The 25,864-nt window shown below is 67.8% G+C and carries 30 protein-coding genes; 18 read left to right on the top strand and 12 right to left on the bottom strand.

The window, feature by feature from the left end; translation table 11 throughout:
* Positions 1 to 91: 91 nt before the first annotated feature.
* Positions 92 to 1,267 (bottom strand): tyrosine-type recombinase/integrase, encoded by a 1,176-nt coding sequence (locus AC067U_RS12525; protein WP_478830094.1) that lies wholly within the window; start codon positions 1,265 to 1,267, stop codon positions 92 to 94.
* A gap of 135 nt (positions 1,268 to 1,402) precedes the next feature.
* On the opposite strand from AC067U_RS12525, the gene AC067U_RS12520 reads away from it, so the two are divergent.
* The 8 genes from AC067U_RS12520 (at position 1,403) to AC067U_RS12485 (ending at position 7,572) form a co-directional block, all read left to right on the top strand.
* Positions 1,403 to 1,945 carry a hypothetical protein gene (locus AC067U_RS12520; protein ID WP_478829641.1) on the top strand — a complete coding sequence of 181 codons (543 nt, stop codon included), beginning with the start codon at positions 1,403 to 1,405 and terminating at the stop codon, positions 1,943 to 1,945.
* 82 nt (positions 1,946 to 2,027) lie between these two features.
* A complete protein-coding gene (locus AC067U_RS12515; RefSeq protein WP_478829640.1) occupies positions 2,028 to 2,189 on the top strand; it encodes a helix-turn-helix domain-containing protein in 162 nt (53 codons plus the stop codon).
* Positions 2,190 to 2,254: 65 nt separating this feature from the next.
* Positions 2,255 to 2,854: a hypothetical protein gene (locus AC067U_RS12510; RefSeq protein WP_478829639.1), complete on the top strand. Its 600-nt coding sequence runs from the start codon at positions 2,255 to 2,257 to the stop codon at positions 2,852 to 2,854.
* A 349-nt stretch (positions 2,855 to 3,203) separates the two neighbouring features.
* The gene (locus AC067U_RS12505; protein ID WP_478829638.1) at positions 3,204 to 3,554 is read left to right on the top strand and encodes a hypothetical protein; all 351 of its coding nucleotides are present in this window, start codon (positions 3,204 to 3,206) and stop codon (positions 3,552 to 3,554) included.
* Positions 3,555 to 3,568: 14 nt separating this feature from the next.
* Positions 3,569 to 4,483 carry a phage major capsid protein gene (locus AC067U_RS12500; protein WP_478829637.1) on the top strand — a complete coding sequence of 305 codons (915 nt, stop codon included), beginning with the start codon at positions 3,569 to 3,571 and terminating at the stop codon, positions 4,481 to 4,483.
* 92 nt (positions 4,484 to 4,575) lie between these two features.
* The gene (locus AC067U_RS12495) at positions 4,576 to 4,926 is read left to right on the top strand and encodes a hypothetical protein (RefSeq protein WP_478829636.1); all 351 of its coding nucleotides are present in this window, start codon (positions 4,576 to 4,578) and stop codon (positions 4,924 to 4,926) included.
* A gap of 482 nt (positions 4,927 to 5,408) precedes the next feature.
* Positions 5,409 to 6,143 (top strand): Lsr2 family DNA-binding protein, encoded by a 735-nt coding sequence (locus AC067U_RS12490; RefSeq protein WP_478829635.1) that lies wholly within the window; start codon positions 5,409 to 5,411, stop codon positions 6,141 to 6,143.
* An 88-nt stretch (positions 6,144 to 6,231) separates the two neighbouring features.
* Positions 6,232 to 7,572 carry a DUF3987 domain-containing protein gene (locus tag AC067U_RS12485; protein WP_478829634.1) on the top strand — a complete coding sequence of 447 codons (1,341 nt, stop codon included), beginning with the start codon at positions 6,232 to 6,234 and terminating at the stop codon, positions 7,570 to 7,572.
* A gap of 60 nt (positions 7,573 to 7,632) precedes the next feature.
* On the opposite strand, the gene AC067U_RS12480 is transcribed toward AC067U_RS12485, so the two are convergent.
* The 7 genes from AC067U_RS12480 to AC067U_RS12450 form a co-directional block, all read right to left on the bottom strand.
* Positions 7,633 to 8,100: a hypothetical protein gene (locus tag AC067U_RS12480; RefSeq protein WP_478829633.1), complete on the bottom strand. Its 468-nt coding sequence runs from the start codon at positions 8,098 to 8,100 to the stop codon at positions 7,633 to 7,635.
* 80 nt (positions 8,101 to 8,180) lie between these two features.
* Positions 8,181 to 8,405, bottom strand: coding sequence for a DUF397 domain-containing protein (locus AC067U_RS12475; protein WP_075970399.1), 225 nt, complete (start codon positions 8,403 to 8,405; stop codon positions 8,181 to 8,183).
* Between the two features lie 277 nt (positions 8,406 to 8,682).
* A complete protein-coding gene (locus tag AC067U_RS12470; protein WP_331798278.1) occupies positions 8,683 to 8,895 on the bottom strand; it encodes a hypothetical protein in 213 nt (70 codons plus the stop codon).
* A 303-nt stretch (positions 8,896 to 9,198) separates the two neighbouring features.
* Complete coding sequence (locus AC067U_RS12465) at positions 9,199 to 10,047, bottom strand: helix-turn-helix domain-containing protein (protein WP_478829632.1); 849 nt, start codon at positions 10,045 to 10,047, stop codon at positions 9,199 to 9,201.
* A gap of 26 nt (positions 10,048 to 10,073) precedes the next feature.
* On the bottom strand, positions 10,074 to 10,604 hold the full coding sequence (locus AC067U_RS12460) for a DUF6879 family protein (protein WP_344332682.1): 531 nt from the start codon (positions 10,602 to 10,604) through the stop codon (positions 10,074 to 10,076).
* On the bottom strand, positions 10,579 to 10,836 hold the full coding sequence (locus AC067U_RS12455; protein WP_331798277.1) for a hypothetical protein: 258 nt from the start codon (positions 10,834 to 10,836) through the stop codon (positions 10,579 to 10,581). The genes AC067U_RS12460 and AC067U_RS12455 overlap by 26 nt, the downstream gene beginning before the upstream one ends.
* A gap of 336 nt (positions 10,837 to 11,172) precedes the next feature.
* A complete protein-coding gene (locus AC067U_RS12450) occupies positions 11,173 to 11,406 on the bottom strand; it encodes a GntR family transcriptional regulator (protein ID WP_478829631.1) in 234 nt (77 codons plus the stop codon).
* Positions 11,407 to 11,586: 180 nt separating this feature from the next.
* Here AC067U_RS12450 and AC067U_RS12445 point away from each other — a divergent pair, with 180 nt between their 5' ends.
* Together AC067U_RS12445 and AC067U_RS12440 are read left to right on the top strand one after the other, a co-directional pair.
* Positions 11,587 to 11,928 (top strand): hypothetical protein, encoded by a 342-nt coding sequence (locus tag AC067U_RS12445; protein ID WP_478829630.1) that lies wholly within the window; start codon positions 11,587 to 11,589, stop codon positions 11,926 to 11,928.
* On the top strand, positions 11,928 to 12,143 hold the full coding sequence (locus AC067U_RS12440) for a hypothetical protein (protein WP_478829629.1): 216 nt from the start codon (positions 11,928 to 11,930) through the stop codon (positions 12,141 to 12,143). The genes AC067U_RS12445 and AC067U_RS12440 overlap by 1 nt, the downstream gene beginning before the upstream one ends.
* Positions 12,144 to 12,444: 301 nt before the next feature.
* On the opposite strand, the gene AC067U_RS12435 is transcribed toward AC067U_RS12440, so the two are convergent.
* Positions 12,445 to 13,434: a helix-turn-helix transcriptional regulator gene (locus AC067U_RS12435; protein ID WP_478829628.1), complete on the bottom strand. Its 990-nt coding sequence runs from the start codon at positions 13,432 to 13,434 to the stop codon at positions 12,445 to 12,447.
* Between the two features lie 286 nt (positions 13,435 to 13,720).
* Here AC067U_RS12435 and AC067U_RS12430 point away from each other — a divergent pair, with 286 nt between their 5' ends.
* The 7 genes from AC067U_RS12430 (at position 13,721) to AC067U_RS12400 (ending at position 20,990) form a co-directional block, all read left to right on the top strand.
* On the top strand, positions 13,721 to 13,903 hold the full coding sequence (locus AC067U_RS12430; RefSeq protein WP_478829627.1) for a hypothetical protein: 183 nt from the start codon (positions 13,721 to 13,723) through the stop codon (positions 13,901 to 13,903).
* Between the two features lie 10 nt (positions 13,904 to 13,913).
* Positions 13,914 to 14,183, top strand: coding sequence for a hypothetical protein (locus AC067U_RS12425; RefSeq protein WP_478829626.1), 270 nt, complete (start codon positions 13,914 to 13,916; stop codon positions 14,181 to 14,183).
* A 167-nt stretch (positions 14,184 to 14,350) separates the two neighbouring features.
* Positions 14,351 to 15,784, top strand: a complete 1,434-nt coding sequence (locus tag AC067U_RS12420) for a CHAP domain-containing protein (RefSeq protein ID WP_478830093.1) — start codon at positions 14,351 to 14,353, stop codon at positions 15,782 to 15,784.
* A gap of 114 nt (positions 15,785 to 15,898) precedes the next feature.
* A complete protein-coding gene (locus AC067U_RS12415) occupies positions 15,899 to 17,122 on the top strand; it encodes a transglycosylase family protein (RefSeq protein WP_478829625.1) in 1,224 nt (407 codons plus the stop codon).
* A gap of 293 nt (positions 17,123 to 17,415) precedes the next feature.
* Positions 17,416 to 18,498 carry a mannose-1-phosphate guanylyltransferase gene (gene manB / locus AC067U_RS12410; RefSeq protein ID WP_478829624.1) on the top strand — a complete coding sequence of 361 codons (1,083 nt, stop codon included), beginning with the start codon at positions 17,416 to 17,418 and terminating at the stop codon, positions 18,496 to 18,498.
* 52 nt (positions 18,499 to 18,550) lie between these two features.
* Positions 18,551 to 19,354 carry a polyprenol monophosphomannose synthase gene (locus AC067U_RS12405; RefSeq protein ID WP_478829623.1) on the top strand — a complete coding sequence of 268 codons (804 nt, stop codon included), beginning with the start codon at positions 18,551 to 18,553 and terminating at the stop codon, positions 19,352 to 19,354.
* Positions 19,355 to 19,406: 52 nt separating this feature from the next.
* Positions 19,407 to 20,990: a hypothetical protein gene (locus AC067U_RS12400; protein WP_478829622.1), complete on the top strand. Its 1,584-nt coding sequence runs from the start codon at positions 19,407 to 19,409 to the stop codon at positions 20,988 to 20,990.
* 68 nt (positions 20,991 to 21,058) lie between these two features.
* Here AC067U_RS12400 and AC067U_RS12395 read toward each other — a convergent pair whose 3' ends face one another.
* Entirely contained in the window at positions 21,059 to 22,189 is a 1,131-nt protein-coding gene (locus AC067U_RS12395; RefSeq protein ID WP_478829621.1) for an acyltransferase family protein, read from the bottom strand.
* Between the two features lie 130 nt (positions 22,190 to 22,319).
* Positions 22,320 to 23,681 (bottom strand): LCP family protein, encoded by a 1,362-nt coding sequence (locus AC067U_RS12390; RefSeq protein WP_478829620.1) that lies wholly within the window; start codon positions 23,679 to 23,681, stop codon positions 22,320 to 22,322.
* Between the two features lie 106 nt (positions 23,682 to 23,787).
* On the opposite strand from AC067U_RS12390, the gene AC067U_RS12385 reads away from it, so the two are divergent.
* Positions 23,788 to 24,324 carry an acyl-CoA thioesterase gene (locus AC067U_RS12385; protein WP_478829619.1) on the top strand — a complete coding sequence of 179 codons (537 nt, stop codon included), beginning with the start codon at positions 23,788 to 23,790 and terminating at the stop codon, positions 24,322 to 24,324.
* Between the two features lie 36 nt (positions 24,325 to 24,360).
* Here the strand turns inward: AC067U_RS12385 and AC067U_RS12380 are convergent, their stop codons facing one another.
* Positions 24,361 to 25,839 carry an LCP family protein gene (locus AC067U_RS12380; protein ID WP_478829618.1) on the bottom strand — a complete coding sequence of 493 codons (1,479 nt, stop codon included), beginning with the start codon at positions 25,837 to 25,839 and terminating at the stop codon, positions 24,361 to 24,363.
* Positions 25,840 to 25,864 lie beyond the last annotated feature (25 nt).

Raw genomic sequence — 25,864 nt, 5'->3', positions numbered from 1 at the left:
CCTGGGCGGACAGTGGGCTGGAAACGAGTGCTGACCTGCACAAACGACAAGGCCCCCGGCATCGTGCCGGGGGCCTTCCGTATGGGCTGGGTCAGGCGACTTCGGCCCGCTCGGTGGGGTCGTCCGCACCAGGGGTCAGCATGGTTGCGATGGCTGCACGCCCGCGCTGCTCGGCCCCTTCGAAGATGTAGTGGTAGTGCTCGCGGAGCACGTCCGTGCTGCTGTGCCCCATCCAGTCGGCCACATCGTTCTCAGGGACGCCCGCGTACAGCAGCCGAGACCCGTAGTAGTGCCGCATGGAATGCGGCTTGCAGTAGGTCACTCCGCCCTTCGTCAGGGCCGCCAACCAAATCTGCCGGTAGAAGTACGAGGCGTACACGTACCCGGTCCGGGTGACGTTCGGGAACAGCAGACGCTCCGGCCCCCACACGCCGTGGTTCTTGATGTGCCTACGCAGCTCGAAGGCCACGTTCGGCGGAAGGGGCACGACGCGCCCCGGCTCCTCCTCGTCACGGGCCTTGATGTGTCGCCGCTGTAGCGCGCTGTTCTTCCCCGACTCTGATTCGCCGTCCTCCGCAATCTGGAAATCGACGCGCAGGACCTCGGCCTGGAAGTCGATCTGATCGCGTGAGACCGCCATGGCCTCACCGATGCGGAGACCGCACCCCGCCATGAGCCACAGCATCGCTCGGTAACGGGGAGGGGCTCCGTTCAGCATGGCCAGCACTTCCCGGGTCGTCAGCCGCCGGGCGTTGGTCTTGTGCTCGCGAATCTCCTTGGCACGGCTGCCCGCATGCCTGATCTTTTTGCACGGGTTGCGCCCGATGATCTCGTTGACGACAGCCCAATCCATCATCCCGGAGAAGAACGAGAACCGCTGGCGCCGGGTCCGGGCCGACAGCTTCCGATCCTGCTCCATCCACAACATCCACTGCTCGATGTCCGCGACCTTCAGGGACACGATGGAGCGGGCCTTGAAGAACGGTTCCAGGGTTGTGTTCTGGATCGAGCGGTACTGCTTCTTGGTGCTGTTCTCCAGCTTCCTTTGATTGGTCCACTGTTCCCAGACCGCCGTCACGGACTGCTTCCCCAGCTTGTCGTCCAGGTAGGTCCCGGCGTCTAGCTCCTGCTCCTTCCGCTTCCGGTGGTCGTCGGCGCGCTTCTTGGTCTCGAACGACTTCTGCCGCTGTTTCCCGTCCGGGTCGTACCAGAACGTCGTCCACTTCCTCGGGTCGTCCTTGGATCGCGCTACCCATGCCCTTGCCACGTCTGAGCCGGCCCTTCTCGTCGTGAATGGGCCCGCCCCCGCTGTCGTGGCCAGCCCCCTGGCTTCAGTCTGCACACCGTCCACCCTGGGTTGTCAACACGGGGTGGACCACTCCGAGTGGTGTATGGTCGGGGTATGCGAGCAGACGAGAGCGGATTCGAGATCACCCAGCAGCAAGGGGGTTGGGTGATCCGGATGTGGTGGCCTGTGGGGCCGATCACGGGAGGCCCACAGCGCATGACGGTGGAGCCGGCCGATGACGCCGAGCCCCGCGATGTCGTGCGCGGCATCTCCACGACCGTGCTCCGCAGGCTCGACATCGCGGCTGCGATGAACTTGGCCAAGATGGCGCCGAAGGCCCAACAGACCCTTGAGGACGTCACGCGGACGCTGGACGCCTCGGCGGAGGCTGCTGGCCGCCTCCTGGCAGCTGAAGGCGTCTCGGAGCGATACCTGGCAATGCTCGCTGCGGCGTACGCCGCCATGGCCGAGAGCGGGGCCCCGGCGCCGGTCCCGTGGCTTGCCCGACTGATCGAGCGTCGCCCAGAGACGATCAAGGACCACCTGAAGAAGGCGCGGCGGGACGGCTACCTGGGCACCCTGGCGGGCAAGGCGGGGGGAGAGGTGACCGACAAAGCCAAGGCGGTACTGGACTCCATGGCAAGCGCTGACGGTTAGTTGAGTCCGTAGTTCCTGAACTTCACATTTCGACGGCCCCCGAGGCGACTCGGGGGCTTTCCTATTCTCGGAGGTCAGTTTGGTGAAGCTGTTGACGGTTGCAGAAGTAGCCGAATTCTTGAACAAGCCGCGAAGTTGGGTCTATGACAACTGGAGAGGTGAGGAGATCCCGTTCCGGCGCGTGGGCCAGTCCCTCCGGTGCCGTCCGGCGGACTTGGAGACGTGGCTAGACCGTCAGAACTGAACGACAAGACGAACGACGCCCCCGAGGCAACCGGGGGCTTTTTGCTTCTCTGGAGAGGTAGACGAATGGCTGCGGTGGCGACCAAACCTGTTGAGTTGATTTGCGCGTGGTGCAACGAGGGGTGGACTTACGATCGACCGGTAGGGAAGCGCGGGCCCAATCCCGTAACCAACCCGAGTCATGCCCGCTGCAACGTGAAGCGCCAGAATCAGAACCGCGCCATTCGACGCCAACAGCAGCGCCATGGCATCAAGTACGAGACGTGGAGCGTGCGCCCAGTCGGCAGGGCCGAGAATCTGACGATTGAGGAAGAGGCCACCCGGCGGGAATCTGTGGAGCGCCCATGGTGGAGAAGCTGTCGAGCGGCGGACCTCAATGAGGGGTATCACCGCTACCTCTGGGACGAGTGGCGTAGTGACGCCCTGGCCAACGTGGAAAGCGTCGTCGAATACTCGACCGATGAAGACCGCAAGGTAGTTGACCTCTGGTTCCTGGAGAGCCGTGCGGCAAAGACCGGTGACTACCTTGGGCAGACGGCTCCTGCGAATCGCAGGCTAGCCGTTATTGGCTCTGCCCGGCCCTGGAATGAGGCAGAGCGCCCCGGGGCCCTCCTCTGCACCCGGGGACCCGTACAGCACATGAACCCGTTCGTCATGGGCGGGTGAAGACCACAGGTAAGCGCCGAAGGGGCCCTGTCCGATTATTTATAGGAGTGAGGGGCGTTCCCCTTGGAGTCAAGGCCGCTGGGCGGCGGCCCTCTGACGTGGACGAGAGTCCGGGCCTGTTCGAAGTCCTGAGCGAGTCATGAAGATGCTCAAATGCGGCTCTGCGGATACCTGCCTGTGACACACAGCAGAACAACCGGAGAGTGGTCCTCTACCCCTTGAAGTTGATTGATTGGGGGTAGGGGACCTGTCTTCTCTTACGTTGTCCTGTTGTGAGGTATAGGGCCGCCTCAAGAGCGGCCCTATACCACTTTTACTTCCTTGATTAGATCTTGAGGAGGTGTCGCCTATGAGCGACCCCCAGACCGATTCCCATTCCCCGGCCCTGGTGCCGGCCGACGGTTCCGAGGCCATTCGTGCCGAGGTGCGGCGCGAGTACGCAGCCAAGCTCGCACAGGCTGAACTCAAGGCCCAGGCAGCCCAGGCCGGTATCAAGCTTGGTGACGGTTTCGCGGACTATTTGGATACTTCCAAGCTCCTTGATGAGGACGGAAATCCATCGGCCGAGGCCATCGGCAAGGCATTGGCTCCGCTCGCTGCCGCCCAGGAACCGAAGTTCGCTCCTATTGCTGGAGCTGGCTACAACCGCTACGACCCGCCTGCGGCCCGCCGCGTTTCCCTTGATGTCCGTAAGCGCTAACTAGGAGTACCCATATGGCCTTTGCCTACCAAAACGCTTCCACTCACACCTTCGTCCCGGAGATCTGGGACGCCGACCTACTGACCCAGTTCGACCCGCTGTTGGTTTGGGCTTCTCCGATCGTCTCGAATAACAAGTACGAAGGTGAGATCCGGAAGAAGGGTGATGTGGTCCACATCAACTCGCTTCTGCGGCCCACGGTTGGGGACTACAAGCTCCCCGATGGCATGACTGCGCAGCGGCCGGAGACCGTGGATCAGAAGCTCCCGATCACTGAGGGCAAGTACCTACAGGTGCTCGTGGAGGACGCCGAGCGAGTCCAGCTCACCATTCCCGGCCTTGCTTCCCCGATTAACCAGCAGATGATCCGGTCCCTTGCCCGTGAGGCCGACACCTTCATGGGCGGCATCATTGCCAGCGGTGCCACGGCTCTGCCCAACGTCAAGCCGACCGCAGCGAACGTCTCTCAGAGCCTCTACAGCACGATCCTGGACATGATGTTGGCTCTGGACGACAACGACATCCCGGCAGGCCGGTACGTGGTCGTCTCGCCTCGGGTGAAGCGCTACCTCGTGGAACACCCGGCCGTCGCCAACGCTGCCGCCTACGGCGAGGGCGGCGTGACTGCGAACGGTGTTGTAGCGCGTCTGGCGGGCTTCACGATTCTGAGCACCACGGCCATGCCTGCGGGCGTGGACATCGTGGCCGGTCACAAGGACTTCGCCACGTACGCAAGCCAGTTCACAGGATTCCGAGAGGGCCAGTCGGAGAAGTACCGGGCCGACTACCTGGACGTTCTTCACCTCTACGGCGGCAAGATCGTGCGGTACCCCGAGCTGGACACCAAGAAGGCAGATTCTTCGTTCGATGAGTCCAAGCCGACGAAGGGCATCGTCAAGGCCGCCGTTGAATGGCCCATCTCGGCCTGATCACCCGCACCCGTCCCGGGCCCCTGCTGTGCTGGCAGGGGCCCGTTCCGTTCACCCTCCGCTCAGCCGGCGATGACTAAGGGAGATGATCCATGCCGAAAATGCGTAACCCCAATTCTCCGCACTCCCGCTTCAAGGGTTTGATTGAGCTGCCCTGGGATCACGGCCTACCGGTTCCCGACCTACCCACCATTCGGGAATGGTCCGATTCTGAGCGTTCCCAGTGGCGGCAGTGGTGGGAGGCTCCCCAGGCCGCTATGTGGGATGAGTCGTTCATCCCGACTGTGGCCGCAATGCTGACCTATTTCGCCAAGATCCTGGACGGGTCAGCGAATGCTAACCATCAGATGGAATTTCGGCACCTTGCTACGGCTCTCGGGTTGACCGCAGACGGTATGAAGCGACTCGGCTGGACGTTCCAGAGCGGCGGTGGTGACCAGTGAGCGCACGCCGGGCAGCCAAGGCCGGAGCCGCCGTCACCCACGACGGCAAGCATCGCCCCGGAGTCGAATGTCCCTGGTCAGAGCCGCAGTGCTCTGAGTGTGTGCAGGAGCTAGCCGTTCACATCGGGTGGCAGCTGACAGGCCAGGAACGCCCCTGGGGCGACGGGCTGATGCACGATTCGGGGCGCTGCTTCACCTGCGGGAAGGGGAAAGACTAACGGCCCATTCTGCTTCATATTTTGATTGGCAAACGCGATGGGAGGAAGGCGCCCCGGGCGGTCCCCATTTGTTTCTAACTAGATATTACCCCGGTAATTACATTCATGAGAGTAATAGTCTCGAAATCTGCCCGTTACCGTTCCGTGATAGGGGATTGGCAGAGTTGATCACGTCGCACCAACTGAGTGCGGCGGCCGTAAGAGCAGCGCTCCGGCCCATCGACTACTCGCCCTGTCGGCCCCGAATCAAAGGATTCTCACGTCATGCGTAAGACGGTTCTCGTCCCCGTTCTCAAGACGCTTTGTGACGCCCATCTGGCGAAGGATGGGAGTGAGGAAGAGGCGACGGACAGGCTGATTCTGGGAGTGCGCACGTGGGATCTCTGTGGGTCTCACGCCGAGTCGTTCGGGTTGTACCTGGTAGATGCCTTGGGGGCCCCGGACGATGTTGCGGACGACCCTGACTCCGTGGCGTTGGCTGATCTGGTGCCTGTCGAGTCGGAGTGCCACGACGTGCCGGACGTGAGCGAGGAAGCGGCGGAGCCTGAGTCGTCCCCTTCCGTGATGATCGCTGGGGAGGTTCCGGGCTACGACTGGGACACGGCCCGCGAGGCTGTGCGGAACCTGGGCTACGAGGTGGTTGGCCGCGCCGATGACAACACGGTCCTGCTGATCCTGGCCGAAGGTGGGGACCGCAACGGTACGAAGCTGCGGGACGCGGCTGAGCGTGGCATCCCCTGCATGGACGTCCGTGCGCCCGGACGGTTCAAGGCGGCTGTCTGTGCAGGTGAGTTGATCGGTGGTGACCCGCTTCCCCAGCCTGTGAAGGTGGACCGTTCCGGGATGAGCACGCGGGAGCGGAACCGACTGATCCGGGCATGGGCGCGCGAGAACGGGTGGCCGAAGCTTCCCGCTCAGGGTCGTGTCCCGATGGACGTCCGTCACGCGTACGAGCTGGCCAACCGGGCGCCCGCGCAGGGAAAAGCGGTAGCGGCCTGAATGCCGCCCCCACTGTGCCGGGCGCCAAGTGCGCCCGGCCTCCCCAGCCAGTGGCCACCCAACTAACCCTCCTTGAGATAGAGGCAGCATGAGCATCCCCGTTCTGTACGGTCCCATCGGTCGCGCGGTCCGAAAGATCGCCCCGTTTCTGGAGACGGACCCCTTGGGGGTGTATGTGGCGGCCCTGTCGATGTGGTCGGCCGCGATCGGTGGAACGGTCAAGGTGTCGTCGCGCGGCGGTCGCCGGCCCGTGCTCCTGTGGTCGGCCCTGGTTGCCGGAACAGGAAGGGGAAAGGGGACCGCCCTGCGGGCGGCGATTCAGGTCCTGGACGGCTCACTGGGGCGCTTCCTCGCCACGCACACCACATCCGGGATCACGTCCGGAGCCAGTCTGGTCAACCACTTGTGGGAGCAGCAGGAAGCGACCTCCGAGACGGAGCACGGGCGCGACGTCCGGGCCCTGGTGGTGGAGGAGGAATGGACGGAGGTCTTGAAGCGGGTCAAGCGCGATCCGTCGTTCACCACCAAGCTACGCGCGGCCTGGGACGGTGCAACGGTTCGGAACACGACCAAGGATGAAGCGCAGGAAGTGCGCGACCCTGCGATGGTTCTCCATTCGCACATCACCCCGTCTGACTGGGCCAAGTACGTTGGGGAGTCGGAGGCGGCCGGAGGCTCGTACAACCGCATCCTGCCCTTCCTGCTCGGGTCGGTTCCGATGCTGGACGATGACCGGATCAGTCTGCCGAAGCTGGACGGTTCCGAGCTGTCCGACGCTTACGGCTGGGCTACCGCCCGACCCCGGGTGATCACACTCTCCGAGGACGCACGGCCGCTGTGGCGGATCGTCCGCCGCTATGCCCGCATCCTGGGTGAGACCCTGCCCGAAGCACAGTCGGTGTTCATCGAGAGAACGGCCGAACAAACCCTTCGGGTAGCGGCCTGCCTGGCAGCGTCCGAGTGCTCCGAGACTGTCACGGAAGAGATCCTGTCAGCCGCCTTCACTCTCGTACGTCGCTCTGTCCAGGACGCCGTCCGGATCACCAAGGGGGCCAACGCCCCAAAGATGAAGCGGCAGCCGCTCAGCCTGACGGACAAGGTCCGAGCCCGAATCGAGCTGCATGGCGGCCGAGCCACGTCTTCTCAGGTCCTGCCCTACGTGGGAGCGACCGCCGAAGAGGTCAAGGCACTACCCGGCATCGTCGTCACCGTGGAACGGTCGGGGAAGACGGGCCGACCGGCCACCGTCTTCACACTTCGTGGTGACACTGTGCCGCAGCCGGCCAGCGCGGAGCATGAGGAGAACCGGGCCACCGTCGTCCGCCTGGACGCCTACCGCCCGACCCCGAAGCAAGCCCAGCAACCGGCAGTGAAGGAACGGCCCACTGCTCCCGTTCTCGACTCCAATCCGTTCCGCGCACTGCTCTGAACCGGTCACCAAACCAATGAAGCCCCGGCCAACTGGCCGGGGCTTCATTCGTTGCTTCGACTACTCCAGAGGGCAGGACAGTTCGGGACTGGAACGGTTCGGGGAGCAGGACACCAGCGCGACCGAATGGAAGACGGTGCCGTTGAGGTAGTGCCCCAGGGACACGTCCCCACCCCAGGTCAGCCGTTCCACCGCAGACTTCACCAACAGGACTAGCCGAGTCACTTCCCGATCGGCCTCCGATGCGAACCGGGGTGCGAATTCCGCCAACTGGAGCCCGAGCCATTCCCCAGCCTCTTTCGGCTCCTCCCAGGTGCCCCGCACCTGGGAGGCCGGTTTCGTCAGCCAGTGAGCGGTTTGGATCGGAGGGACGCCCGTTGCTGGGAAATCGGCTACCGCGTTGCGGTAGCGCTCCGTCAACGCCTCGTCGATTCCCACGGGCGGTGCGTGCTCCGGCGGTGGTCGCCGGATGCTCTCGTTGTCGAACGCCTTCTTCTCTCCGACCCATGCGTAACCGTGGTGGTGCACTGCCGCTCCGTTTCGGGGAATGGCGACGGCCCCGCCCGTCGGCGTGTGGGCGGGGCCGCCAGTCAGGTGGTGCTCAGGGATCAGGCGGAGAGGTCGAACCGCGCGGGGTCGATGCCCGCCGCGTCCAGCTCCGCCGTGGTGAACCGCAGCGGCTCCGCGTCAGGCCGCTTGCTGTCACCCATGGCCCACGCGTCCGGGCCGATCTTGGCGAGCGTCACGCACGCCTCGCCGTCCGGGTGCGTGCTGCCGCCGCACGCCTTCGAGAACTCGGCTCCCTCGATGGGGAGCCCGTACAGGTCGGTCATCGTCGTGCCCTTCCTGATCTGCTGTACGGCCGAACGAGAGCCGGCCGTCCCCCGCCCGCGACGGACGGAAGTCTCCAATGGGTGCTTCGGCTTCCCTGGGGCCGAAGCGGTTGCCCTCACCGCCCAGGGCGACACCCCAGTCAAGGGGCGGACCGGGCCGGAGCCTGGGCACGTCAACCCAGGCGAGACACGTCCTGTCTCTGCTCAACGGCTTGTCGATCGGGGGACTACCTGCCTCCCGCCGGGAGGGCAGCGGTGACAGGATTCTGTGATCGGCTCAGGGAGCCGAGGGCACTCGCAGCGCCTCTGCGATCTGCTCGACCGCATCAGCCCGGATCATGCCCAGGTGCACGTACGCATGCCCGTTGTGCGTCACCACGGGCCGGACGCTGCACCAGGCGCTCTCGGGCACTCCCAGGGCGGCGAGCGCCGCGCGTATGGACTCCGCCGCGTCCGTAGCCTGAGTCCTCGCGTCTCTCCACGTCTGCATGTCCATCAGTGCCCGGTCCCGTGCATCCGGAGCAGGATGTTGCAGTCGGCCACCGTCGTGCCGTCGCCCTCCAGCCCCGCCGCCTTCCGAAGCTGGCCCAGCCGGGCGCACTCCGGGCAACCCGGTACGGGCCGAGGCCGAGGCCGTTCCGCCCGCATCGGCAGCACCACCGGTGCTTCCTGCCACCGATTCGGTTCCGTCTTCGTCACGCCGCGCCCTCCCGATCGCCTCCGAGGTCGATGGAATGACCCTAGAAAGCAGGGAACGGAGCGGGCCACGGTCTTGCACGAGCTTGCACGCGAACTAACCGAGCGACGTGATCGCATCCGAGATCAGAGCACGGGCGGGTGCGCCGTAGACAGCGAGCTTGGACAGCTCGGAGAACGCCTTGGCGTACGTGGCAACCTCGCTGGGTGCCGTGACGTTCACTGCGGCCGTGAGCAGCTCCACGCTCGCTTGGCGGCCGTCGAAGAGATAGAAGGCTTCCAGGGGCCAGACAAGCCGCTGGGCCGTGAATGGGATTACCCCGAGGCTTACGTTCGGAAGCGCCATGACAGCCAACAGGTAGCCGAGCTGTCCAGCCATGGCGGCAGCGTCGCCAATGCGATAGCGGAGCACCGTTTCTTCCAGCAGCAGAGCGAAGCGGTGGTTGCCGTCATGGAGCACGCGTGAGCGTTCGATTCGGGATGCTGCCGCCGTCTGCGAGTCGTCAGGGGTGCCTTGAAAGGCGGCGATGGTCGATAGCAGAGCTGCCGCGTACGCCTCGGTCTGGAGCATGCCCGGCACCACGTTCGAGCAGTACACGCGGAAATGGCGGGTCTGCTCGTATAGGGGGACAACCTCCTCCTGCGCCCGGCGCATGCCGTGCCGGTGCAGCTTCTGCCAGTGGACGTACATCTGGTCGGCTTGCCGGTTCGCCGCGATCAGGTCGTCTGTCTGGTCTTCTGCTCCGCAGGCTTTGCACCAGGCGCGGATGTCGGCGGCCGACGCAGGAGTCTTGGCCCGCTCGATGCGTGATGACTTCGCGGGACTCCAGCCACACCGAAGAGCCAACTCATGCCCGGTCAGCTCCGCGTCTTTACGTACGCCCCCGAGGCGGGCGGCGATGGCTTCACGGGCGGCCTGGGCGCTGGAGGAGGGGGACGCAGACATGAGTGAGCTCTTCGTTTTCCGTCAGGTCAAACCGTGTACTTCTCGTGCGGGATACCGCGCTCCCAGACTGCCTCGAACGCAGTCGAGGCCAGTCGTGCCACGGCGGGCTCGGAACGAACCTCCCAGCCAGGCTCGGACCAGTTCCCGTCCCCGGAGAAGTGGTTGAAGAGCACGATCTCTCCGTCGAACACCCAGCAGTCGTTTCCGGGAAGCGCGATATCCGAAGCCTGCCGCCTGGGCAGCCAGCGGACCTGCTCCCCGGCGTGAAGGTTGACCACGGTGCCGGCGTGCTCGTACCGGATGTAATCCGTTACCGGTTCCGATACGACGCGGGCACGGCGGACGGTCACACCTCGGGCCACGGTGCTGCGAATCAAATCAACCCACGGCGTCCAGTAGGCGGACGCCGGGTCAATGTCTCGCTGACCCGTGCGCTTCCAGGTCTCGAAGTCCTCGGCCTCATCCCCGACGCCGTACGAGTCGCGCAGCTCCAGGTGCACCGCCGAGTGCTTGGCTGCTGCCAGCAGCTCGTTAAAGCCCGGCTCGTTCTGCGACATCGCACGCCTTCCTGAGCATCGGCACCATACGGGCCGGAATCCGAATCACGGCTTCGTGCGGAGGGATGCCCGGAGCGTGCCCGGGAGCCTCGAACGCGGCGCACTCCGCCTCTAGCTTTTCGTCTGGCTTCCAGCCCTGAAGCACCAGCTCCGCCTTTTCCTCGTCCACCCATACGGTGGGGGAGCCCTGCTGCCCGGTGTCTGGATCAATCCCGATGAACCGTAGTGCCATGACTGCCTCCGGTGTCGAGTGGCTTACGCCAACTTGCACGAGCGTCATCCCTGCACCGCTGGGACGTCAAGGGGGCCGCCGGAGCCCCGTACGACGGGTGGCAGACACCGCAGCAGCCTGACCAGGAGAGACAGGCCGGTGATCATGGGGGAATCCTGGGGAGGCCTCCTATACAGGGGGTGTCCGTGCAGGTCAGCGGCGGATGTGCCGTAAAGCACGCAGATCTACGAAGGCACGAACCAGGTCCAGCGGATCGTCATGGCCCGCAACCTGCCGTAACCCCGGCTGACCTGCGATTACGCGAACGGCCCCGGCTGCTGCCGGGGCCGTTCTGCGTTACTCGGGCTGCCCGAGGACGTAGGTCCCCTTCGCGGGCAGAGTTGCGACCAGCCCCCGCGACCGGAGTTCGGCGACGGCGCGGCGGACGGTCCCGATGCTGACCGAGTACAACTCGGTCATTGCCCGCTCACCAGGCAGCGCTGCGCCCGCCGGCAACTTGCCAGAGGCGATCTCGGCGGCGATCGCGTCCGCCAGCTTTACGTACTCGTACTGCGGAAGGCCGTTGCTCATCTCTCCACCCTGCCGCACTGTTGTGCGGCAGGCATCGTGCGAACGCGTCCCACCGCGTCGGAACGCAGAGGGACGCAGTGGGGTGCAGAGGGACGCGGTTCGCGATACTCTCGATACGAAGGACCCCGGCGACGGCTGCAACCGTCCCGGGGCATGGCCGATCTGAGGAGACAGACCGACATGGCAGACCCTATCCGCGCGCTCGCCCGCTGGGCGATGCTGTGGCTCAGGCCGAGTATCGGGGCACGGCGGACGCCGCTGGTGCCCGCACGCGCGCTGTCCGCCGCCCGGCCGGGCGAGACGGCACGCGTACGGCGGCCCTGGCCCCCCGCTCACCGTTCGCCATACGGCGTGGACGGGCCGCCGTTCGAGGGGAGCGAAAGCCCGCTCGTACGCCCGTACCTCCGCAACCACGAGGAACGCGCCCGCCAGCGCGACCGGCGCCTCGCCCTCGTCCTCGCCTCCGACTTCGGCATCGACCTGGACACCCACCTCGTCGGCGCGCGCCGGGCGGTGGCGTGATGGCCCGCCCGCCGGCCCGCATGTGCGTGGAATGCGAGCAACTCACCACGGACCCGGTGGTGATCTCCGAGGTCCACGCCGGTTCGGGCCCCGGCTTCACCGTCTACGCCTGCTCCGACTGCGCGCCTGACCTGCCGAGGCCCCCGGACGTCTTCGACCTCCTCGAATCCGGTTGGGGCCGACGCGCGATGGAGGCGGGGGAACAGGCCGACTGAGCCGACGGACGGGCACCCCACCAGAGCGCCCAGCGACTCTTCGACGGGACGCTCTCTCGTCTGGTCGCTGATGCGGGCTGTCGTGTAACCAGCCGTCAGGTGGTGGTGCTTGGGGAAGGCGTACAGGCCTGTTCTGGCCCGACTCGGTCGGTAGTCCGGTACACCGTCTCGTGGTCGCATTCGAGAACGCCCGGGTCCCCGGTGTGGCCGAGGACCCGGGCTGTCGCTGGTCAGGGCAAGGATGAGTATCTCTGGCCAGGGCCTCTGGCGCGCGCGGCGGCCGTGCTGCGCCGGGGAGGAGTCAGAGCCAGCCGCGCTGCGCCGCCTTGAGTCCCGCCTCGAACCGGCTGCTCGCCTCCAGCCGCTCCATCAGGGCGGACATCTGGCGCCGTACGGTCCGGAGCGACACCCCCAGCCGCTTGCCGGCCGCTTCGTCGGTCATGCCGGAGGCGAGTAGCTTGAGCAGCTCTCGGTCACCGGCTGAGGGACTGTCAGCGTCAGAGCGCGGCCGAGGATCGGCGCCGAGCGGCACAGCCGAGTCCCAGGTCTGCTCGAAGAGGGCGATGAACGAGCTGACGATGCCGGGCTCGGAGGTGCACAGCGCGCCGAGCTTGCTGTTGGCGGGATCGATGGGCACCAGAGCGGTCCGCCGGTCGATGACCAGCAGGCGGGGCGGGACCATCGGCGCGGTGCGGACTTCTCCGCCCAGATCCGTCAGCCAGCGTGCATAGCTGCGGGTCGCGGGGTCGTTGCGCGCGCTGTCCTGGTAAACGGTGAGAAGCCGGATGCCGCGCCGTCGGGCGTCTTCGTCCAGCGGGCGGGAGGCATCGAGGCTGGCCTGCGACTGGGCTCCCCCGGGCATGATCGACAGGCACTCCGTACGGAGGTCCCGCGCGAGTTCACGCAGCCGGTCCTGGATCGCGTCCAGGCCCATCAGCCGTTCCGTACCGTCCTGTTGGCCGGCGTGGCGGGTCGTGCTCAGGCTGGTCACGAGCCGGGCCACCGCCTCCTTGCTGCGGACGAGTTCCTGCTGCCGGCGGAGAACCTCGGCCTCTTGGCGGTGCAGGATCACCTGCAGGCCCACGGTCGGACTGACCGGCCGCAGCTCGCCGGGCACGTCCCTGGACGGCTGGAGCAGCTCCAGGTCGATCAGCCGGTCCAGGCCGCTCCGTACGTCGCCCTCCGGCAGGTCCAGCAGCAGGCACAGCTCGGCCATTCCAGCGGAAGGCCGTTCCAGCAGCCCCCGGTAGACGGCCTCGGCGGCGGTCCCCAGCCCCAGCGTTTCCAACATGGTGTTCCCCCCGGAGACGGCCCCTCCCCGTGCGCGAGGGACCTTGTGGATCACGGAGGTGCATCGTCGGACACAGCAGAGTGGTCCGCAAGATCGTTCCAGGTCAGCCTCGGCGTGCTGGCACCTTCGTGCCAGCACCTTCATGCCACCCCGAAATCCTTCTGCCGGGGTGCGCCGGAGGACAGGATGGTGATCACCGAAGGGGAGAGCGCGGCAGAAACCAGGCCAACACCCCAGAGGTAAAGCAGAGTTGATCCCACGTCCGTGATCACCGAAGGAGCCTCTGATGTTCCGGTCCACCCGCCTCTCCGCTGCCGCTCTGACCGTCCTGGTCGCTACCGCCGGAGCTGCTGTCGTGACGGGACTCGGCTGGGATGCGCCCCGCTCCGGTGCCGCCGTGGCCGTCGAGGCCAATCTCGGCTGGGACTCGGCCCGGGGCTCCCTCGCAAACGGTCTCGGCTGGGACTGACGCCGTGTACATGGCCGTCGCCCTGCTGGTCGGCGCGGTCCACGAGGGGGAGCCGGGCCGCGCCCGGGCGGATCTGATTCAAGACCTCCTCTGGGCCCACGCCCGGCCGGACGACGGCGTCGAGCACATCCGGGTCCGCCCGGTTGCGGACGGCTTCGAGGCCGTTGTCCTGCTGAGCGCCGACGGCGGCGTGGGCGAGCCGCCGCCCGGAATGCGGGCCCTGCTGCTCCGCGCTGGTCTACCGCTGGCGGCGCAGGGATACATGGTCCTGCTGCCCTGACCCCACTGATCTGCCCCGACCCACCCTGATCCCCTTTGGGCTCCCGCCGGATTGCCGGCTCCTGCACCGCCGAAGAAGCATTGCCTGTCATGTACACGTCGGCTGACGCGCCTGCTGCGCCCCGACTTTTCCCCTCTTGCCCGCAAACGGAGAACCCTGTGTCCACCATGCTTGTCCGCCGTGCCCTGACCACCTCGCTCGCCCTTACCGCCATCGCCCCCGGCATGCTGCTGCTGGGCGCCCCGAATGCCGCGGCGAGCGTCGGCTCCAGCATCGTCGCCACCGCCAAGGCGAACGTCGGCGAGACCGCCTGCTCCACGAACAGCTACGGAGAAAGAGGCTTCTACTCCAGTTGCACTGGCAACGGCGGTTACCCGGAAGCGTGGTGTGCGGACTTCGCCAAGTGGGTCTGGGCCAAGAACGGCGTCGACGTCAAGGGCCTCACCCCGGGGGCCGGCAGCTTCGGTCAGTACAACACGGTGAAGTCGAGCCCTCGGGTGGGCGACGCGGTCCTCTTCAACTACAACGGCGCCGGCTACGCCGACCACGTCGCCATCGTCACCTCCGTCAACACCGCGGAGGGAACGATCACGACCATCGGCGGCAACGAGGGCGGAGGCGGTTCCGCGTACTCCACGGTGAAGTCCTCCCAGCCCTTCAAGTCCGCCATCGGTTCCTACCGCGGCGGCCAGAGGATCTCCGGATATGTCTCCCCGAAGGGTGGTGTCGACAGCAGCCCGGCGCCGGTGGTCGAGAAGTCCCAGGGCAACAAGATCGCTCAGGTGGCCACGGGCAACACCGTGCACCTGTACGCGATCGGTGCCAACGGTACGATCTACGAGCGCAACGGTGACTACACGGCGAAGTCGTGGAGCGCGCCCGAGGCGATCCCGAGCAGCTCGATCACCTCGGTCACGGCCGCGGCGACCGGCGACACGGTCCACCTGTTCGCGGTCGGCGGTGGCGGTCAGCTGTTCAGCCGTGACATCAACTACAAGACCGGCGTGTCCAGCGACTGGTATGCCTGGGACAAGTTCAACGTGGACGCACTGACGGCCACGGTCACCGACAACAACCAGCTGCACCTGTTCATCGTCCAGGGCGGCAAGATCTACGAGCGCGACGGTGACTACAACAACGGCACCTGGTCGCAGTGGTACGCCTGGCAGTCCAGCGACATCACGTCCATCACAGCGTCCTCGACGGGCAACAAGGTCCGCCTGTTCGCGGCCGGCGGTGGCGGCACCCTCTTCTCCCGTGATGGCGACTACGACGCCAAGACCTGGACCGACTGGTACACGTGGGACCGCGACAAGGTCCAGGCGCTGGGCTCGACTGTGGCAAACAACCAGCTGCACCTCTTCGACATCGAGGGCGGCAAGATCAACAGCGCGGACGGCAACTACAACACGGCCACCTGGTCGCAGTGGTACGCGTGGAGCGACACCAGCGACCTGATCGCGGTCTCCGCCTCCATGACCGGCAACCAGCTGCACATGTTCGCCATGAACAAGGACGGCAAGCTCTTCGAGCGCGACGGCAACTACGACAACGGCACCTGGAGCGCCTGGGTCCCGTTCGGCACCGCCAACGGTTCCTGACCCGCCTCGAGCGTCCGGGGCCCGGTGTATCCCCCCGCACCGGGCCCCGGCCTCTGCCCCTCCCCCCTTGCCGACGCGCCGAGACGCGTCCTTCTCAGAAACGAGCCCCAACGGATGATTCGCAAGCGCGTCGCCACGGCCGTCCTCACCAGCCTGCTCTCCGGTTCCGCCCTCCTCCTCAACATCACGCCCGCCGGCGCTGCATCAGTGAGCACCTGGGACAAGGTCGCCGCGTGCGAGAGCGGCGGCAACTGGAGCATCAACACCGGCAATGGCTACTACGGTGGCCTGCAGTTCTCCGCCTCCACCTGGAATGCGTACGGCGGCAGCGCCTACGCCGCCCGCGCCGACCTCGCCACCAAGCAGCAGCAGATCCTCATAGGTGAGAAGGTGCTCGCCGGCCAGGGCGAGGGAGCCTGGCCGCATTGCGGTCCTCAGGCGGGCCTGGGCGCCGACAACGCCGACCCGTACCCGCCCACGCCCGCCCCCGCGGTCCGCCAGAGCAACAGGATTGCTCAGGCGAGCACGGGCAACACCGTGCACCTGTACGCGATCGGTGCCAACGGTACGATCTACGAGCGCAACGGTGACTACACGGCGAAGTCGTGGAGCGCGCCCAAGGCGATCCCGAGCAGCTCGATCACGGCGGTGACGGCGGCGGCGACCGGGGACACGGTGCATCTGTTCGCGGTGGGCGGCGGCGGTCAGCTGTTCAGTCGTGACATCAACTACAAGACGGGTGTGTCCAGCGACTGGTACGCCTGGGACAAGTTCAACGTGCAGGCCCTGGCGGCGACGATGACCGGTAACCAACTGCACCTGTTCATCGTTCAGGACGGGAAGATCTCCGAGCGGGACGGCAACTACGACACCGGCACTTGGTCGCAGTGGTACGCCTGGACCGACACCAGCGGCATCGTCTCGCTGACGGCCTCTGCCACCGGGAACAAGGTCCGGCTCTTCGCCGCCGGCGGTGGCGGCACCCTCTTCTCCCGTGACGGCGACTACGACAACGGCACCTGGTCGGCCTGGAGCCGGTGGGACCGAGGAAACGTGCAGGGTCTGACCTCTGCTGTGGCAAACAACCAGCTGCACCTCTTCGACATCGAGGGCGGCAAGATCAACAGCGTGGACGGCAACTACAACACGGCCACCTGGTCGCAGTGGTACGCGTGGAGCGACACCAGCGACCTGATCGCGGTCTCCGCCTCCATGACCGGCAACCAGCTGCACATGTTTGCCATGAACAAGGACGGCAAGCTCTTCGAGCGCGACGGCAACTACGACAACGGCACCTGGAGCGCCTGGGTCCCGTTCGGCACCGCCAACGGTTCCTGACCCGCCGAGTCGGCTCCGGGTCCGCCGGCCCTGGTTTGCGGAGGACATCCGCGAGCCGGGGCCGGCTCAGTGCCGGGCCCGGGTACTGAGGGAGGGATGAGCACCAGTGTCACACTCGCCGTACGGGCCCGACTGTCCCCCTCGGACACCCGCCAGTTCCCCGATGCCCGGAATCCGCTGCCCTCGGCCATGGCCGCCATAGCACGCCCAGGCTGTACGGCGGCGGCAGGGGCGGGATGCGTCGAACCTTAGGATGACTCTGCGCAACTGGTTCGGCCTCATGAGGGAGAGAGATGAAGGAAGCGATCCTGCTCGTCGGTGGGCAGGGGACCCGGCTACGCCCGGTGACGGTGAACACCCCGAAGCCGATGGTCCCCGCCGCGGGCGTGCCCTTCCTCGCTCACCAGATAGCCCGCGCTGCCGACGCCGGTGTCACGCACATCGTCATGGCCACCTGCTACCTCGCCGAGGTGTTCGAGCCGTACTTCGGCGACGGTTCGGTCTTCGGCGTCCACCTCGAGTACGTGGTCGAGGACGAGCCCCTGGGCACCGGCGGGGCAATCCGCAACGCCGCCGAGCGCCTCACCGGCGGCCCCGAAGAGCCCGTCCTGGTCTTCAACGGTGACATCCTCACCGGCCTCGACATCCGTGGCCTGGTCGATGCCCACCAAGCGGCGCAGGCCGACGTCTCCCTGCACCTCGTCCGCGTCGAGGACCCGCGCGCCTTCGGGCTGGTCCCCACCGACGCCGACGGCCGGGTCCTGGCCTTCACCGAGAAGCCGCAGACCCCCGAGGAGATCGTCACCGACCAGATCAACGCGGGTTGCTACGTCTTCCGCCGCTCGGTGATCGACTCCATCCCGGCCGGCCGGCCCGTCTCCGTGGAACGCGAGACCTTCCCCGGCCTGCTGGCCTCCGGCGCCACCCTGCACGGCGTCACCCAGGACACCTACTGGCTCGATCTCGGCAAGCCCGAGTCCTTCATCCAGGCATCCGCCGACCTGGTCCGCGGAGTCGTGGCCTCTCCCGCCGTCCCCGGCCCGCGCGGCGAGGCCCTGGTGCTGCCCGGTGCCGAGGTGGCCGACGGCGCCCGACTGACGGGCGGTACCGTTGTGGGGGCTGGTGCCCGGATCGAGTCCGGTGCCGTCGTCCACGGCTCGATCGTGCTGGACGGCGCACGCCTCGGCGCGGACACGCACGTGAGCGCCAGCCTGATCGGTGCCCGTGCCGTCGTCGGACCGCGCACCGTGCTGGACGGCGCGGTCATCGGCGATGACGCGCTGGTGGGGGCTGACAACGAACTTCGCGCGGGGGTGCGGGTGTGGTGCCAGGCAGAGCTGCCGGCTGCTGCCCTGCGCTTCTCCTCGGACCGGTGACACCGGCCGAAGGCCCCGCGCTTCACGACCGACTTCAGTGAGGCACAACCCTGTGATTGGCGAGCACGATTCCCCGCGCGCGACGGACCTCGCGACCACCCGGCTGCCCGAGACGTGGGCGCACACGCCGCTGACCGTGGTGATGCCCACGTACAACGAGGCGGGGAACGTGCCCGTCATGGCCGAGCTGCTCATGGGCCTGGAACTGCCGGGGCTGCACCTGCTCATCGTCGACGACTCCTCCCCGGACGGCACCGGAAAGATCGCCGAGGAGCTTGCGAAGAAGTACCGCGCCGAGGACGGCACCGCGCGCATGTCGGTGCTGCACCGCACCGCCAAGGACGGCCTGGGCCGTGCCTACACCGCCGGCATGACCAAGGCCATCGAGGACGGCGCCCGTTACGTCCTGCAGATGGACGCGGACGGCTCCCACCCGGCCGGGAAGATAGCCGAGATGCTGGGCGTGGCCCTGTCCACCGGCGCCGGCCTGGTCGTCGGCAGCCGCTACGTGCCCGGCGGCACCCTCTCCGATGCCTGGGGCGCGCACCGCAAGCTGCTCTCCCGCTGGGCCAACGCCTACGCGAGCACCATCCTGGGCACCCGGATCCGCGACATCACCGGCGGCTTCAATCTGTGGAGCGCGGACGCGCTGCGCGCGATCGACCTGGCCTCCGTCGACAGCGCCGGCTACAGCTTCCAGGTGGAGATGAAGTACGCCGCCCTGCGCCGCAGGTTCCGGGTCATGGAGGTGCCAATTCACTTCGAGGACCGCACCGTCGGCGAGTCGAAGATGAACCTGGCGGTCCAGCTGGAGTCCATCGCCATGCCGTGGAAGCTCCGCGCCCGCGCCCGCTGACCATGGCGGGACGTAGACCCACGCCATGAAGACCGACCGGGGGACACCCGAATTGACACGCGCTCTCGAGCCGTTGACCCGTCAGGACGATCGCCGGACGGAGGCGGCCCCCGCCGCCGCCCCGCCCGCCGCCACCCCCCGGCGGCGAAGCCCCTTCGGGCAGGGCCGGGCGGTCGCCGTACTGCACGGAACCGTGCTGCTGGTCACCACCCTGCTGGTGCTGATGATCGTCAAGTTGCCGTGGATCGGTGACCTGGGCGTTCACGCCGCCACTCTCGAACGCCTGCGGCACGACCTGCTCGACCCGGGCAACCCGATGGTCGACGCGGACACTGCCAGCCCGTACTATTCGCCCTGGATGGTGCTGCTCGCCCTCGTCGCCAAGCTCACCGGCGTCGGCACCTTCGGTGTGCTGAGACTCGGCGCGGTCGTCGGCCTCACCCTTCTCCTCACCGGGGTATGGCACTTCACCCGCCTCCTCAGCCGGCACCGGGCCGCCCCGCCGCTGGCCGTGCTGTGCCTGCTGTTCCTCTGGGGTCCGCAGTTCTTCGTCTGGAGCGGGTTCCTGGGCTTCACCTCGCTCAGCCTGAACATCTCGTACCCGAGCACCTTCGCCACCGGCTTCGGCTTCCACTTCCTGGCCCTGCTGACCAAGGCGCTGCACCGGCGCCCGGCGCCGGGATGGGCGGCCGCCCTGGGCCTCGGCGTGATGTGGGCGTTCGTCATGCTGTGCCACCAGTTCACCGGCGTGGTCATGACCTTCGGTGCCCTGGGCGTGCTCGGCGGGGTCCGGCCCTGGCCCGGCCGGCAGATCTGGATGCGCCTGGGCGCCGCCCTGGCTGCCGGACTGGCGCTGCTCGCCGCCTGGCCGTACTACTCCTACTTCTCCCTGTTCGGGGTCACCGGACTGGAGGAGATCCACCTCGGCCTTTACGACGAACTGTGGGGCAAGTGGGCGTTCGTCCTGATCGGCGTGGCGGCGCTGGCGCTGCGCTGGTGGCGGGACCGCCGCGACCCGCTGGTCATCTGGTTCCTGCTGGCCCTGGCCATGGTCGTGGGGGGCGAGATTCTGGACAAGTGGTCCTGGGGCCGAGCCGAACCGGCCGTCGCCATGCCCGCGCAGATCGCCGCCGCGCTCGCCGTGGTCCAGGGCGGCGCCAAGGCGCTCCGCGCCCTGTTCGCCGCAGTGGTGAGCGCCGCCCTGGTGGCCGGCGCGTGGGCACAGAACGATGCGCTCGGTTTCGTCATCCGCAAGGATGCGCTGCCCGCGGCAGTCACCGAGAACGCCTGGCAGGCGTGGGGCGGACACCGCTGGATGACCCGCCACACCGCGTACGGCGATGTGGTGATGACCCCCCAGAACACCGCGCAGACCCTCCCCGCGTATGGCGTGTACACCGTCGACCCTGGCTACCCGGACTTCTTCCTGCCGGACGAGAAGGAACGCGTCGAGGCCACCAAGCGCTACTTCGCGCCGGACACCCCGCGCCAGGAGCGCCTGGACATCCTGCACCGCTACAAGGTGAAGTGGATCATTCAGTGGCAGAACCAGGGCGGCCTCCTCGCCACCGATCCGGCGGTGCGCCTGACCGAGAAGGGCCCGACGGGCCAGCTCCTGCTCCGGGTGGCGGGCTGACCCCGGCGCTGACCGGCCGTGACACAAGGGCGCAACCGCCCATGACACAACGGGGGAGGGCCTGGCGGTCAGATCTTCCCGGGACGGCGGTCCAGCAGACGGCGGACCAGCCGGCTGCCGGGCCGTTCCACGTACCGCTGGATCAGCCAGCCGAGCAGTACCACGCCGGCGATGACCGACAGCAGCAGCGCCCAGGGTGCCACCTCGTCCTTAAGCCGTTCGAAGACGGTGACGCCGAGCTGCTGGTGGATCAGGTACAGCGGGTACGAGATGGCGCCGGCGGCCGGCAGCCACGCCCAGTCGATGCGGTCCAGCCACCCGAGGGCCACCGCGGCCATCAGCGCATAGAAGGCGGTGACGACCGCGACGCACACCGTCCAGGAGAGCTTCTCCGGGCCGTGGCTGTAGACGCCGACCGTGCCGATCATGTGATGCTGCATCAGCAGCCAGGACAGGGCCAGCAGGGCCCACGGTTCGGTGTAGCGCGGCCCCTCCCGGCGGATCAGGTAGAACGCGATGCCGGAGATGAACAGGGGCGCCGAGCCGGAGTTGGCGAGGGTGTCGAGCAGCGGTATGCCGGCCGTCGGGGCGAGCAGTGCGGCGATGGTCCACACCCAGCAGAAGGTGAGCACCCGGCGGTACGTCAGACCGGCCCAGGCCACGACGGCGAAGATCAGGTAGAACCGCATCTCGGCCCAGAGGGTCCAGTAGGACGGGTCGATCTCACCGACCTTGAGCGGGTCCTCCAGCATCGTCAGGTTGGTCAGGATGCGGCTCGGTGTGACCGCGTCCCGGCCGGTCAGCACGGTCGGGAGCAGCAGCAGGACGGCGGAGGTCGCCAGTACGCAGAACCAGTACGCGGGCATCAGCCGGATCACCCGACTGCGCACGTATGCGCCCAGGGACTTGCCCCATGCGGACATGCAGATGACGAAGCCGCTGATCATGAAAAACAGCTGGACGCCGAGCCAGCCGTAGGGCGCCACCACCCCGAGCACGGGGAAGGTCGCCGCGGTGTCGCCCCAGATGCGGTCGCCCGCGTAGTGGAACACCACGACCATCAGCGCGGCCATGAAGCGCAGGCCGTCCAGGACCCGCAGACGCGGCCGGGCGGCGGGCGGACGGGGTACCCCGGCGGCAGGAGAAGGGGACTCCGGCGTGCCGGCCGGGACGGCCTGCAGGGAGGCGGACAATGGCATGAGCACTCCAGATGGCCCCGACGCGTGACAGCTGGACAGTCTGATCAACCGGCCATGTGAAAGTCCAATCGGTGCCCGGTCCCCGTGAGGGAGGTCACGGGGGCCGGGCACCGGCGCCGGGACGCTCCCGTCACTGGCTGGTCACGGTCACCTTCTCGTCGTTCTGGATCTGCTTCACCAGCTGCTGCACCTTCGCCTTGTCCCAGACCAGGTTGCCGCCGCGGCTGCCGGAGACCGGCATGTTGATCGAGGTGCCGCCGCCCCCGGTGATGCCCTTCATCGCGAAGAACATCTCGCCCAGGTCGAACAGCGACATGTCCTCGTCCACGATCAGGGTGTCCAGACCGGCACCCATCACCGGGTACAGCTTGAACGGATTCATGATCGTGCCCGGCGTCGCCGCCTGGCTCGCCAGCGCCGCCAGGAACTTCTGCTGGTTCTTCGTCCGCGCCAGGTCCGACTCGGCGAAGGCGTACCGGGTCCGTACGAACGCCAGGGACTGCTCGCCGTTGAGGGTCTGCTTGCCGGCCTGGAAGTCGGCGCCCGACTTCTCGTCCTTGAAGCCCTTCTCGATGTCCAGCTCGACCCCGCCGAGGGCGTCGACGATGCCCGCGAACCCGGCGAAGCCGATCTCCGCGTAGTGGTCGATGTGCAGGCCGGTGTTGTGCTCGACGGTACGGACCAGCAGCTCCGGGCCGTCCATCGCGTACGCCGCGTTCAGCTTGGTCCGCTGGCCCTTCGCCTCGTACTTCTTGCCGGACTCCGACCCGACGAAGGAGGGGATCTCCACGTCCGAGTCACGCGGCAGGGAGATCATCGAGGTCCCGCCGGAGCATGCGGCGAGGATCATCATCGAGTCGGTCCGCTTGCCGTCGGCCGAACCGGTGTGGAGGCGCTTCTTCTCCTCCTGGCTCATGCCCTCGCGGCTGTCCGATCCCACGATCAGGTACGTGGTGCAGTCGTCGTCCTTCGGACGCTCGATCACCTTGGAGAGGTCCACCTCGCGGCGCACCTTGCCGTCCGCCCAGAAGTAGGTGCCGACCGTGGTCACCAGCAGCGCCGAGACCAGGACGATCGAGCCGATCTTGATCCGCCTGCGCCAGTCGGGAGCCGCGCCGGGACGGCGCGGGCCGCCGGGACCGCCCGGCCCCGGCCCCTGCCCCGGAATGCCGGGACCGCCGGGACCGCCGGGGCGTCCGCCCGAGGGGCTGCCGTACACCTGGCCGGTGTTGTAGCCGCTGTCGTAGCCGCCGAAGGTGTCGTGGGACTGCGCCTGCTGCGGCGGGACGCCGTAGCCCTGGGACTGCCTGCCCTGGCCCTGGCCCTGGGGCGGTACGCCGGGACGCGGCGGCTGCGCCTGCGGCTGAGGACGGCGCTGGACGTGCGGCATCCGGCGGGCCCCCTCGGGCTGCGCCCCCGCGCTTCCGCGTCCGTACCGCTCGTCCTGGCCGCCGTCGCGGCCGTCGTTCCACCCTCTGGGCCAGTCATTCATGCGGACAAGAATGCCTGGCAGCGGGGGGCGCCCGACAGGGCGGGTGGGGGTTCGTACCGGTGCTGTTGCACAGCTGATGCATCCGCGACGGATCTATGGTTCTCGTATGACAGACATACCGGGCGAGCTCAAGGGCAAGCCGACCTCCGCCTCGCGCACCACGCTCAGCCACATCATGACCGGCAACGACACCAACCTCCTCGGCACGGTGCACGGCGGCGTGATCATGAAGCTGGTGGACGACGCCGCGGGTGCCGTCGCCGGCCGTCACTCGGGCGGCCCGGCGGTCACCGCTTCCATGGACGAGATGGTGTTCCTGGAGCCGGTCCGGGTCGGGGACCTGGTGCACGTGAAGGCCCAGTGCAACTGGACCGGCCGGTCCTCGATGGAGATCGGCGTCCGGGTCCTCGCCGAGCGCTGGAACGAGTCCACCCCCGCCACCCAGGTCGGCAGCGCCTACCTGGTGTTCGCCGCCGTGGACGCCGAGGGCAAGCCGCGGCAGGTACCGCCCGTGATCCCGGAGACCGACCGGGACAAGCGCCGCTGGCAGGAGGCCCAGATCCGGCGCACCCACCGACTGGCCCGCCGCCGTGCGATCAGGGAGCTCCGCGAGCGGCGCGCCGCCGAGGGCCTGGACACCTGACCGACGGCCCCGACCGAACGGGCCGGGTCCCGCGGCCTATTGGCTGCCGCAGACCACCTGGTCGCCCGTCACCACGCCGAACTCGCCCTGGTACGGGTCCTCCGCGCGGACCGGAACGACCTTCCGGAAGTCCGATCCCGCGGTCACCAGCAGGGTCCGGCCCTGGCCGCGCACCGCGCGCAGCTCGCAGCCGGGCAGGGCCGTCGCCAGGGTGCGGGCCGAACGGTCCCAGCGGGGGTCGTACGCCACCACCGTGCGCCTGACCTCGCGGCTGGCCGCGTTGCCCGGGGTCCGGGTGGTGTTGAAGCCGGTGGCCCGCAGGGCCGCGTCCACCCGGCCGCCCAGGCCGTCGATCCGGGTGCCGTTCTCCACCTGCACCCGGATCTGCTGCGGAGCCACGTCCACCGGGACCGCGGCCGGCCCGCGGCTCCGGCCGGCGGCCGGCCGGGCCGGCGCCAGCGGCCGGTCCTCGCGCAGTGCCCGGAACAGTTCGGCGGCCTTGGGCTCGTCCCACTTCACCGTCGAACCGATCCCCTTGACCGGGTACGAGGCGTTGCCGATCGGCACCGAGGTGAACTCCGACGAGGCCGGCGTGAAATCGCGCATCGCCTGCCCCAGCGCCAGCATCTGCTGCGAGCCGAAACCCCGGTCCGCCCGCACCGACCCCAGCAGGGTGGAGCTGACCTGCTTGAACTTCACCGGGTTCAGCAGCACCCCGCCGCTGGTCGCCTGTTTGATCAGGGCCGCCAGGAAACGCTGCTGGCGCTGCATCCGGCCCAGGTCCGAGGCCCCGTCGACGTGCCGCGACCGTACGTACTGCAGCGCCTGGCCGCCGGTGAGCCGGTGCGTGCCGGGGAGGAGCTCCAGTCCCGTGTTGGGGTCCCGCATGGCCTTGGCGGTGCAGATGTCCACCCCGCCCATCGCGTCCACCGTCTTCATGAAGCTGGTGAAGTCGACCTCCAGATAGTGGTCGATCTTGACGCGGGTCATGTGCTCCACGGTCCGCACGGTCAGCTGCGGCCCGCCCTCGGCGTACGCGGCGTTCAGCTTCACCGGGTGCGCCCGGTGGTCCTTGCCGGTCAGCAGGTCGCGGTGGGCGGGTACCTCGGCGTAGCTGTCGCGGGGGAGGCTGATCACGCTCGCCCGCTCCCGGTCGGCCGAGATGTGCACCAGCATGATCGTGTCGGTGCAGTGGCAGGGCGCCCCGCCCAGCCGGTACGCGCGCCGTTCCTCCTGGGTGATCTTCTCCCGGCCGTCGGTGCCGACCAGCAGCACGTTCGTCCCGTGCCCGGCCCGGGGGCGGTTCTTCATGTCCTTGAAGGGGTCCACCCGCTCGATCCCGGTGTCCAGGCCCGTCATCACCGCGTGCCCGACCGCCCCGCAGCCCAGGACGACGACCGACAACGCACCGGCCAGCCGCAGCCCCCAGCGCGGCCGGTCCCCGCGGCCTGCCCCGCGCCGGGCGCGCCGGGGAGGGGCGGAGCGCCTGCGGGGTCGGTGCGGCGGCTGGGGCACGAGGGACACCTCCGCGGGGTGTGAT

It is taken from the genome of Streptomyces sp. NPDC043853 (assembly GCF_056436025.1).
This window is presented reverse-complemented; position numbering and strand designations above follow the sequence as displayed.

What these genes read in the sequence shown, in the direction of transcription:
- AC067U_RS12520 (WP_478829641.1), top strand. Translation starts at nt 1,403, where the DNA reads ATGCGAGCAGACGAGAGCGGATTCGAGATCACCCAGCAGCAAGGGGGT.
- AC067U_RS12510 (WP_478829639.1), top strand. Translation starts at nt 2,255, where the DNA reads ATGGCTGCGGTGGCGACCAAACCTGTTGAGTTGATTTGCGCGTGGTGC.
- AC067U_RS12505 (WP_478829638.1), top strand. Translation starts at nt 3,204, where the DNA reads ATGAGCGACCCCCAGACCGATTCCCATTCCCCGGCCCTGGTGCCGGCC.
- AC067U_RS12500 (WP_478829637.1), top strand. Translation starts at nt 3,569, where the DNA reads ATGGCCTTTGCCTACCAAAACGCTTCCACTCACACCTTCGTCCCGGAG.
- AC067U_RS12495 (WP_478829636.1), top strand. Translation starts at nt 4,576, where the DNA reads ATGCCGAAAATGCGTAACCCCAATTCTCCGCACTCCCGCTTCAAGGGT.
- AC067U_RS12490 (WP_478829635.1), top strand. Translation starts at nt 5,409, where the DNA reads ATGCGTAAGACGGTTCTCGTCCCCGTTCTCAAGACGCTTTGTGACGCC.
- AC067U_RS12485 (WP_478829634.1), top strand. Translation starts at nt 6,232, where the DNA reads ATGAGCATCCCCGTTCTGTACGGTCCCATCGGTCGCGCGGTCCGAAAG.
- AC067U_RS12475 (WP_075970399.1), bottom strand. Translation starts at nt 8,405, where the DNA reads ATGACCGACCTGTACGGGCTCCCCATCGAGGGAGCCGAGTTCTCGAAG.
- AC067U_RS12470 (WP_331798278.1), bottom strand. Translation starts at nt 8,895, where the DNA reads ATGCAGACGTGGAGAGACGCGAGGACTCAGGCTACGGACGCGGCGGAG.
- AC067U_RS12465 (WP_478829632.1), bottom strand. Translation starts at nt 10,047, where the DNA reads ATGTCTGCGTCCCCCTCCTCCAGCGCCCAGGCCGCCCGTGAAGCCATC.
- AC067U_RS12460 (WP_344332682.1), bottom strand. Translation starts at nt 10,604, where the DNA reads ATGTCGCAGAACGAGCCGGGCTTTAACGAGCTGCTGGCAGCAGCCAAG.
- AC067U_RS12455 (WP_331798277.1), bottom strand. Translation starts at nt 10,836, where the DNA reads ATGGCACTACGGTTCATCGGGATTGATCCAGACACCGGGCAGCAGGGC.
- AC067U_RS12450 (WP_478829631.1), bottom strand. Translation starts at nt 11,406, where the DNA reads ATGAGCAACGGCCTTCCGCAGTACGAGTACGTAAAGCTGGCGGACGCG.
- AC067U_RS12445 (WP_478829630.1), top strand. Translation starts at nt 11,587, where the DNA reads ATGGCAGACCCTATCCGCGCGCTCGCCCGCTGGGCGATGCTGTGGCTC.
- AC067U_RS12440 (WP_478829629.1), top strand. Translation starts at nt 11,928, where the DNA reads ATGGCCCGCCCGCCGGCCCGCATGTGCGTGGAATGCGAGCAACTCACC.
- AC067U_RS12435 (WP_478829628.1), bottom strand. Translation starts at nt 13,434, where the DNA reads ATGTTGGAAACGCTGGGGCTGGGGACCGCCGCCGAGGCCGTCTACCGG.
- AC067U_RS12430 (WP_478829627.1), top strand. Translation starts at nt 13,721, where the DNA reads ATGTTCCGGTCCACCCGCCTCTCCGCTGCCGCTCTGACCGTCCTGGTC.
- AC067U_RS12425 (WP_478829626.1), top strand. Translation starts at nt 13,914, where the DNA reads ATGGCCGTCGCCCTGCTGGTCGGCGCGGTCCACGAGGGGGAGCCGGGC.
- AC067U_RS12420 (WP_478830093.1), top strand. Translation starts at nt 14,351, where the DNA reads ATGCTTGTCCGCCGTGCCCTGACCACCTCGCTCGCCCTTACCGCCATC.
- AC067U_RS12415 (WP_478829625.1), top strand. Translation starts at nt 15,899, where the DNA reads ATGATTCGCAAGCGCGTCGCCACGGCCGTCCTCACCAGCCTGCTCTCC.
- manB (WP_478829624.1), top strand. Translation starts at nt 17,416, where the DNA reads ATGAAGGAAGCGATCCTGCTCGTCGGTGGGCAGGGGACCCGGCTACGC.
- AC067U_RS12395 (WP_478829621.1), bottom strand. Translation starts at nt 22,189, where the DNA reads ATGCCATTGTCCGCCTCCCTGCAGGCCGTCCCGGCCGGCACGCCGGAG.
- AC067U_RS12390 (WP_478829620.1), bottom strand. Translation starts at nt 23,681, where the DNA reads ATGAATGACTGGCCCAGAGGGTGGAACGACGGCCGCGACGGCGGCCAG.
- AC067U_RS12385 (WP_478829619.1), top strand. Translation starts at nt 23,788, where the DNA reads ATGACAGACATACCGGGCGAGCTCAAGGGCAAGCCGACCTCCGCCTCG.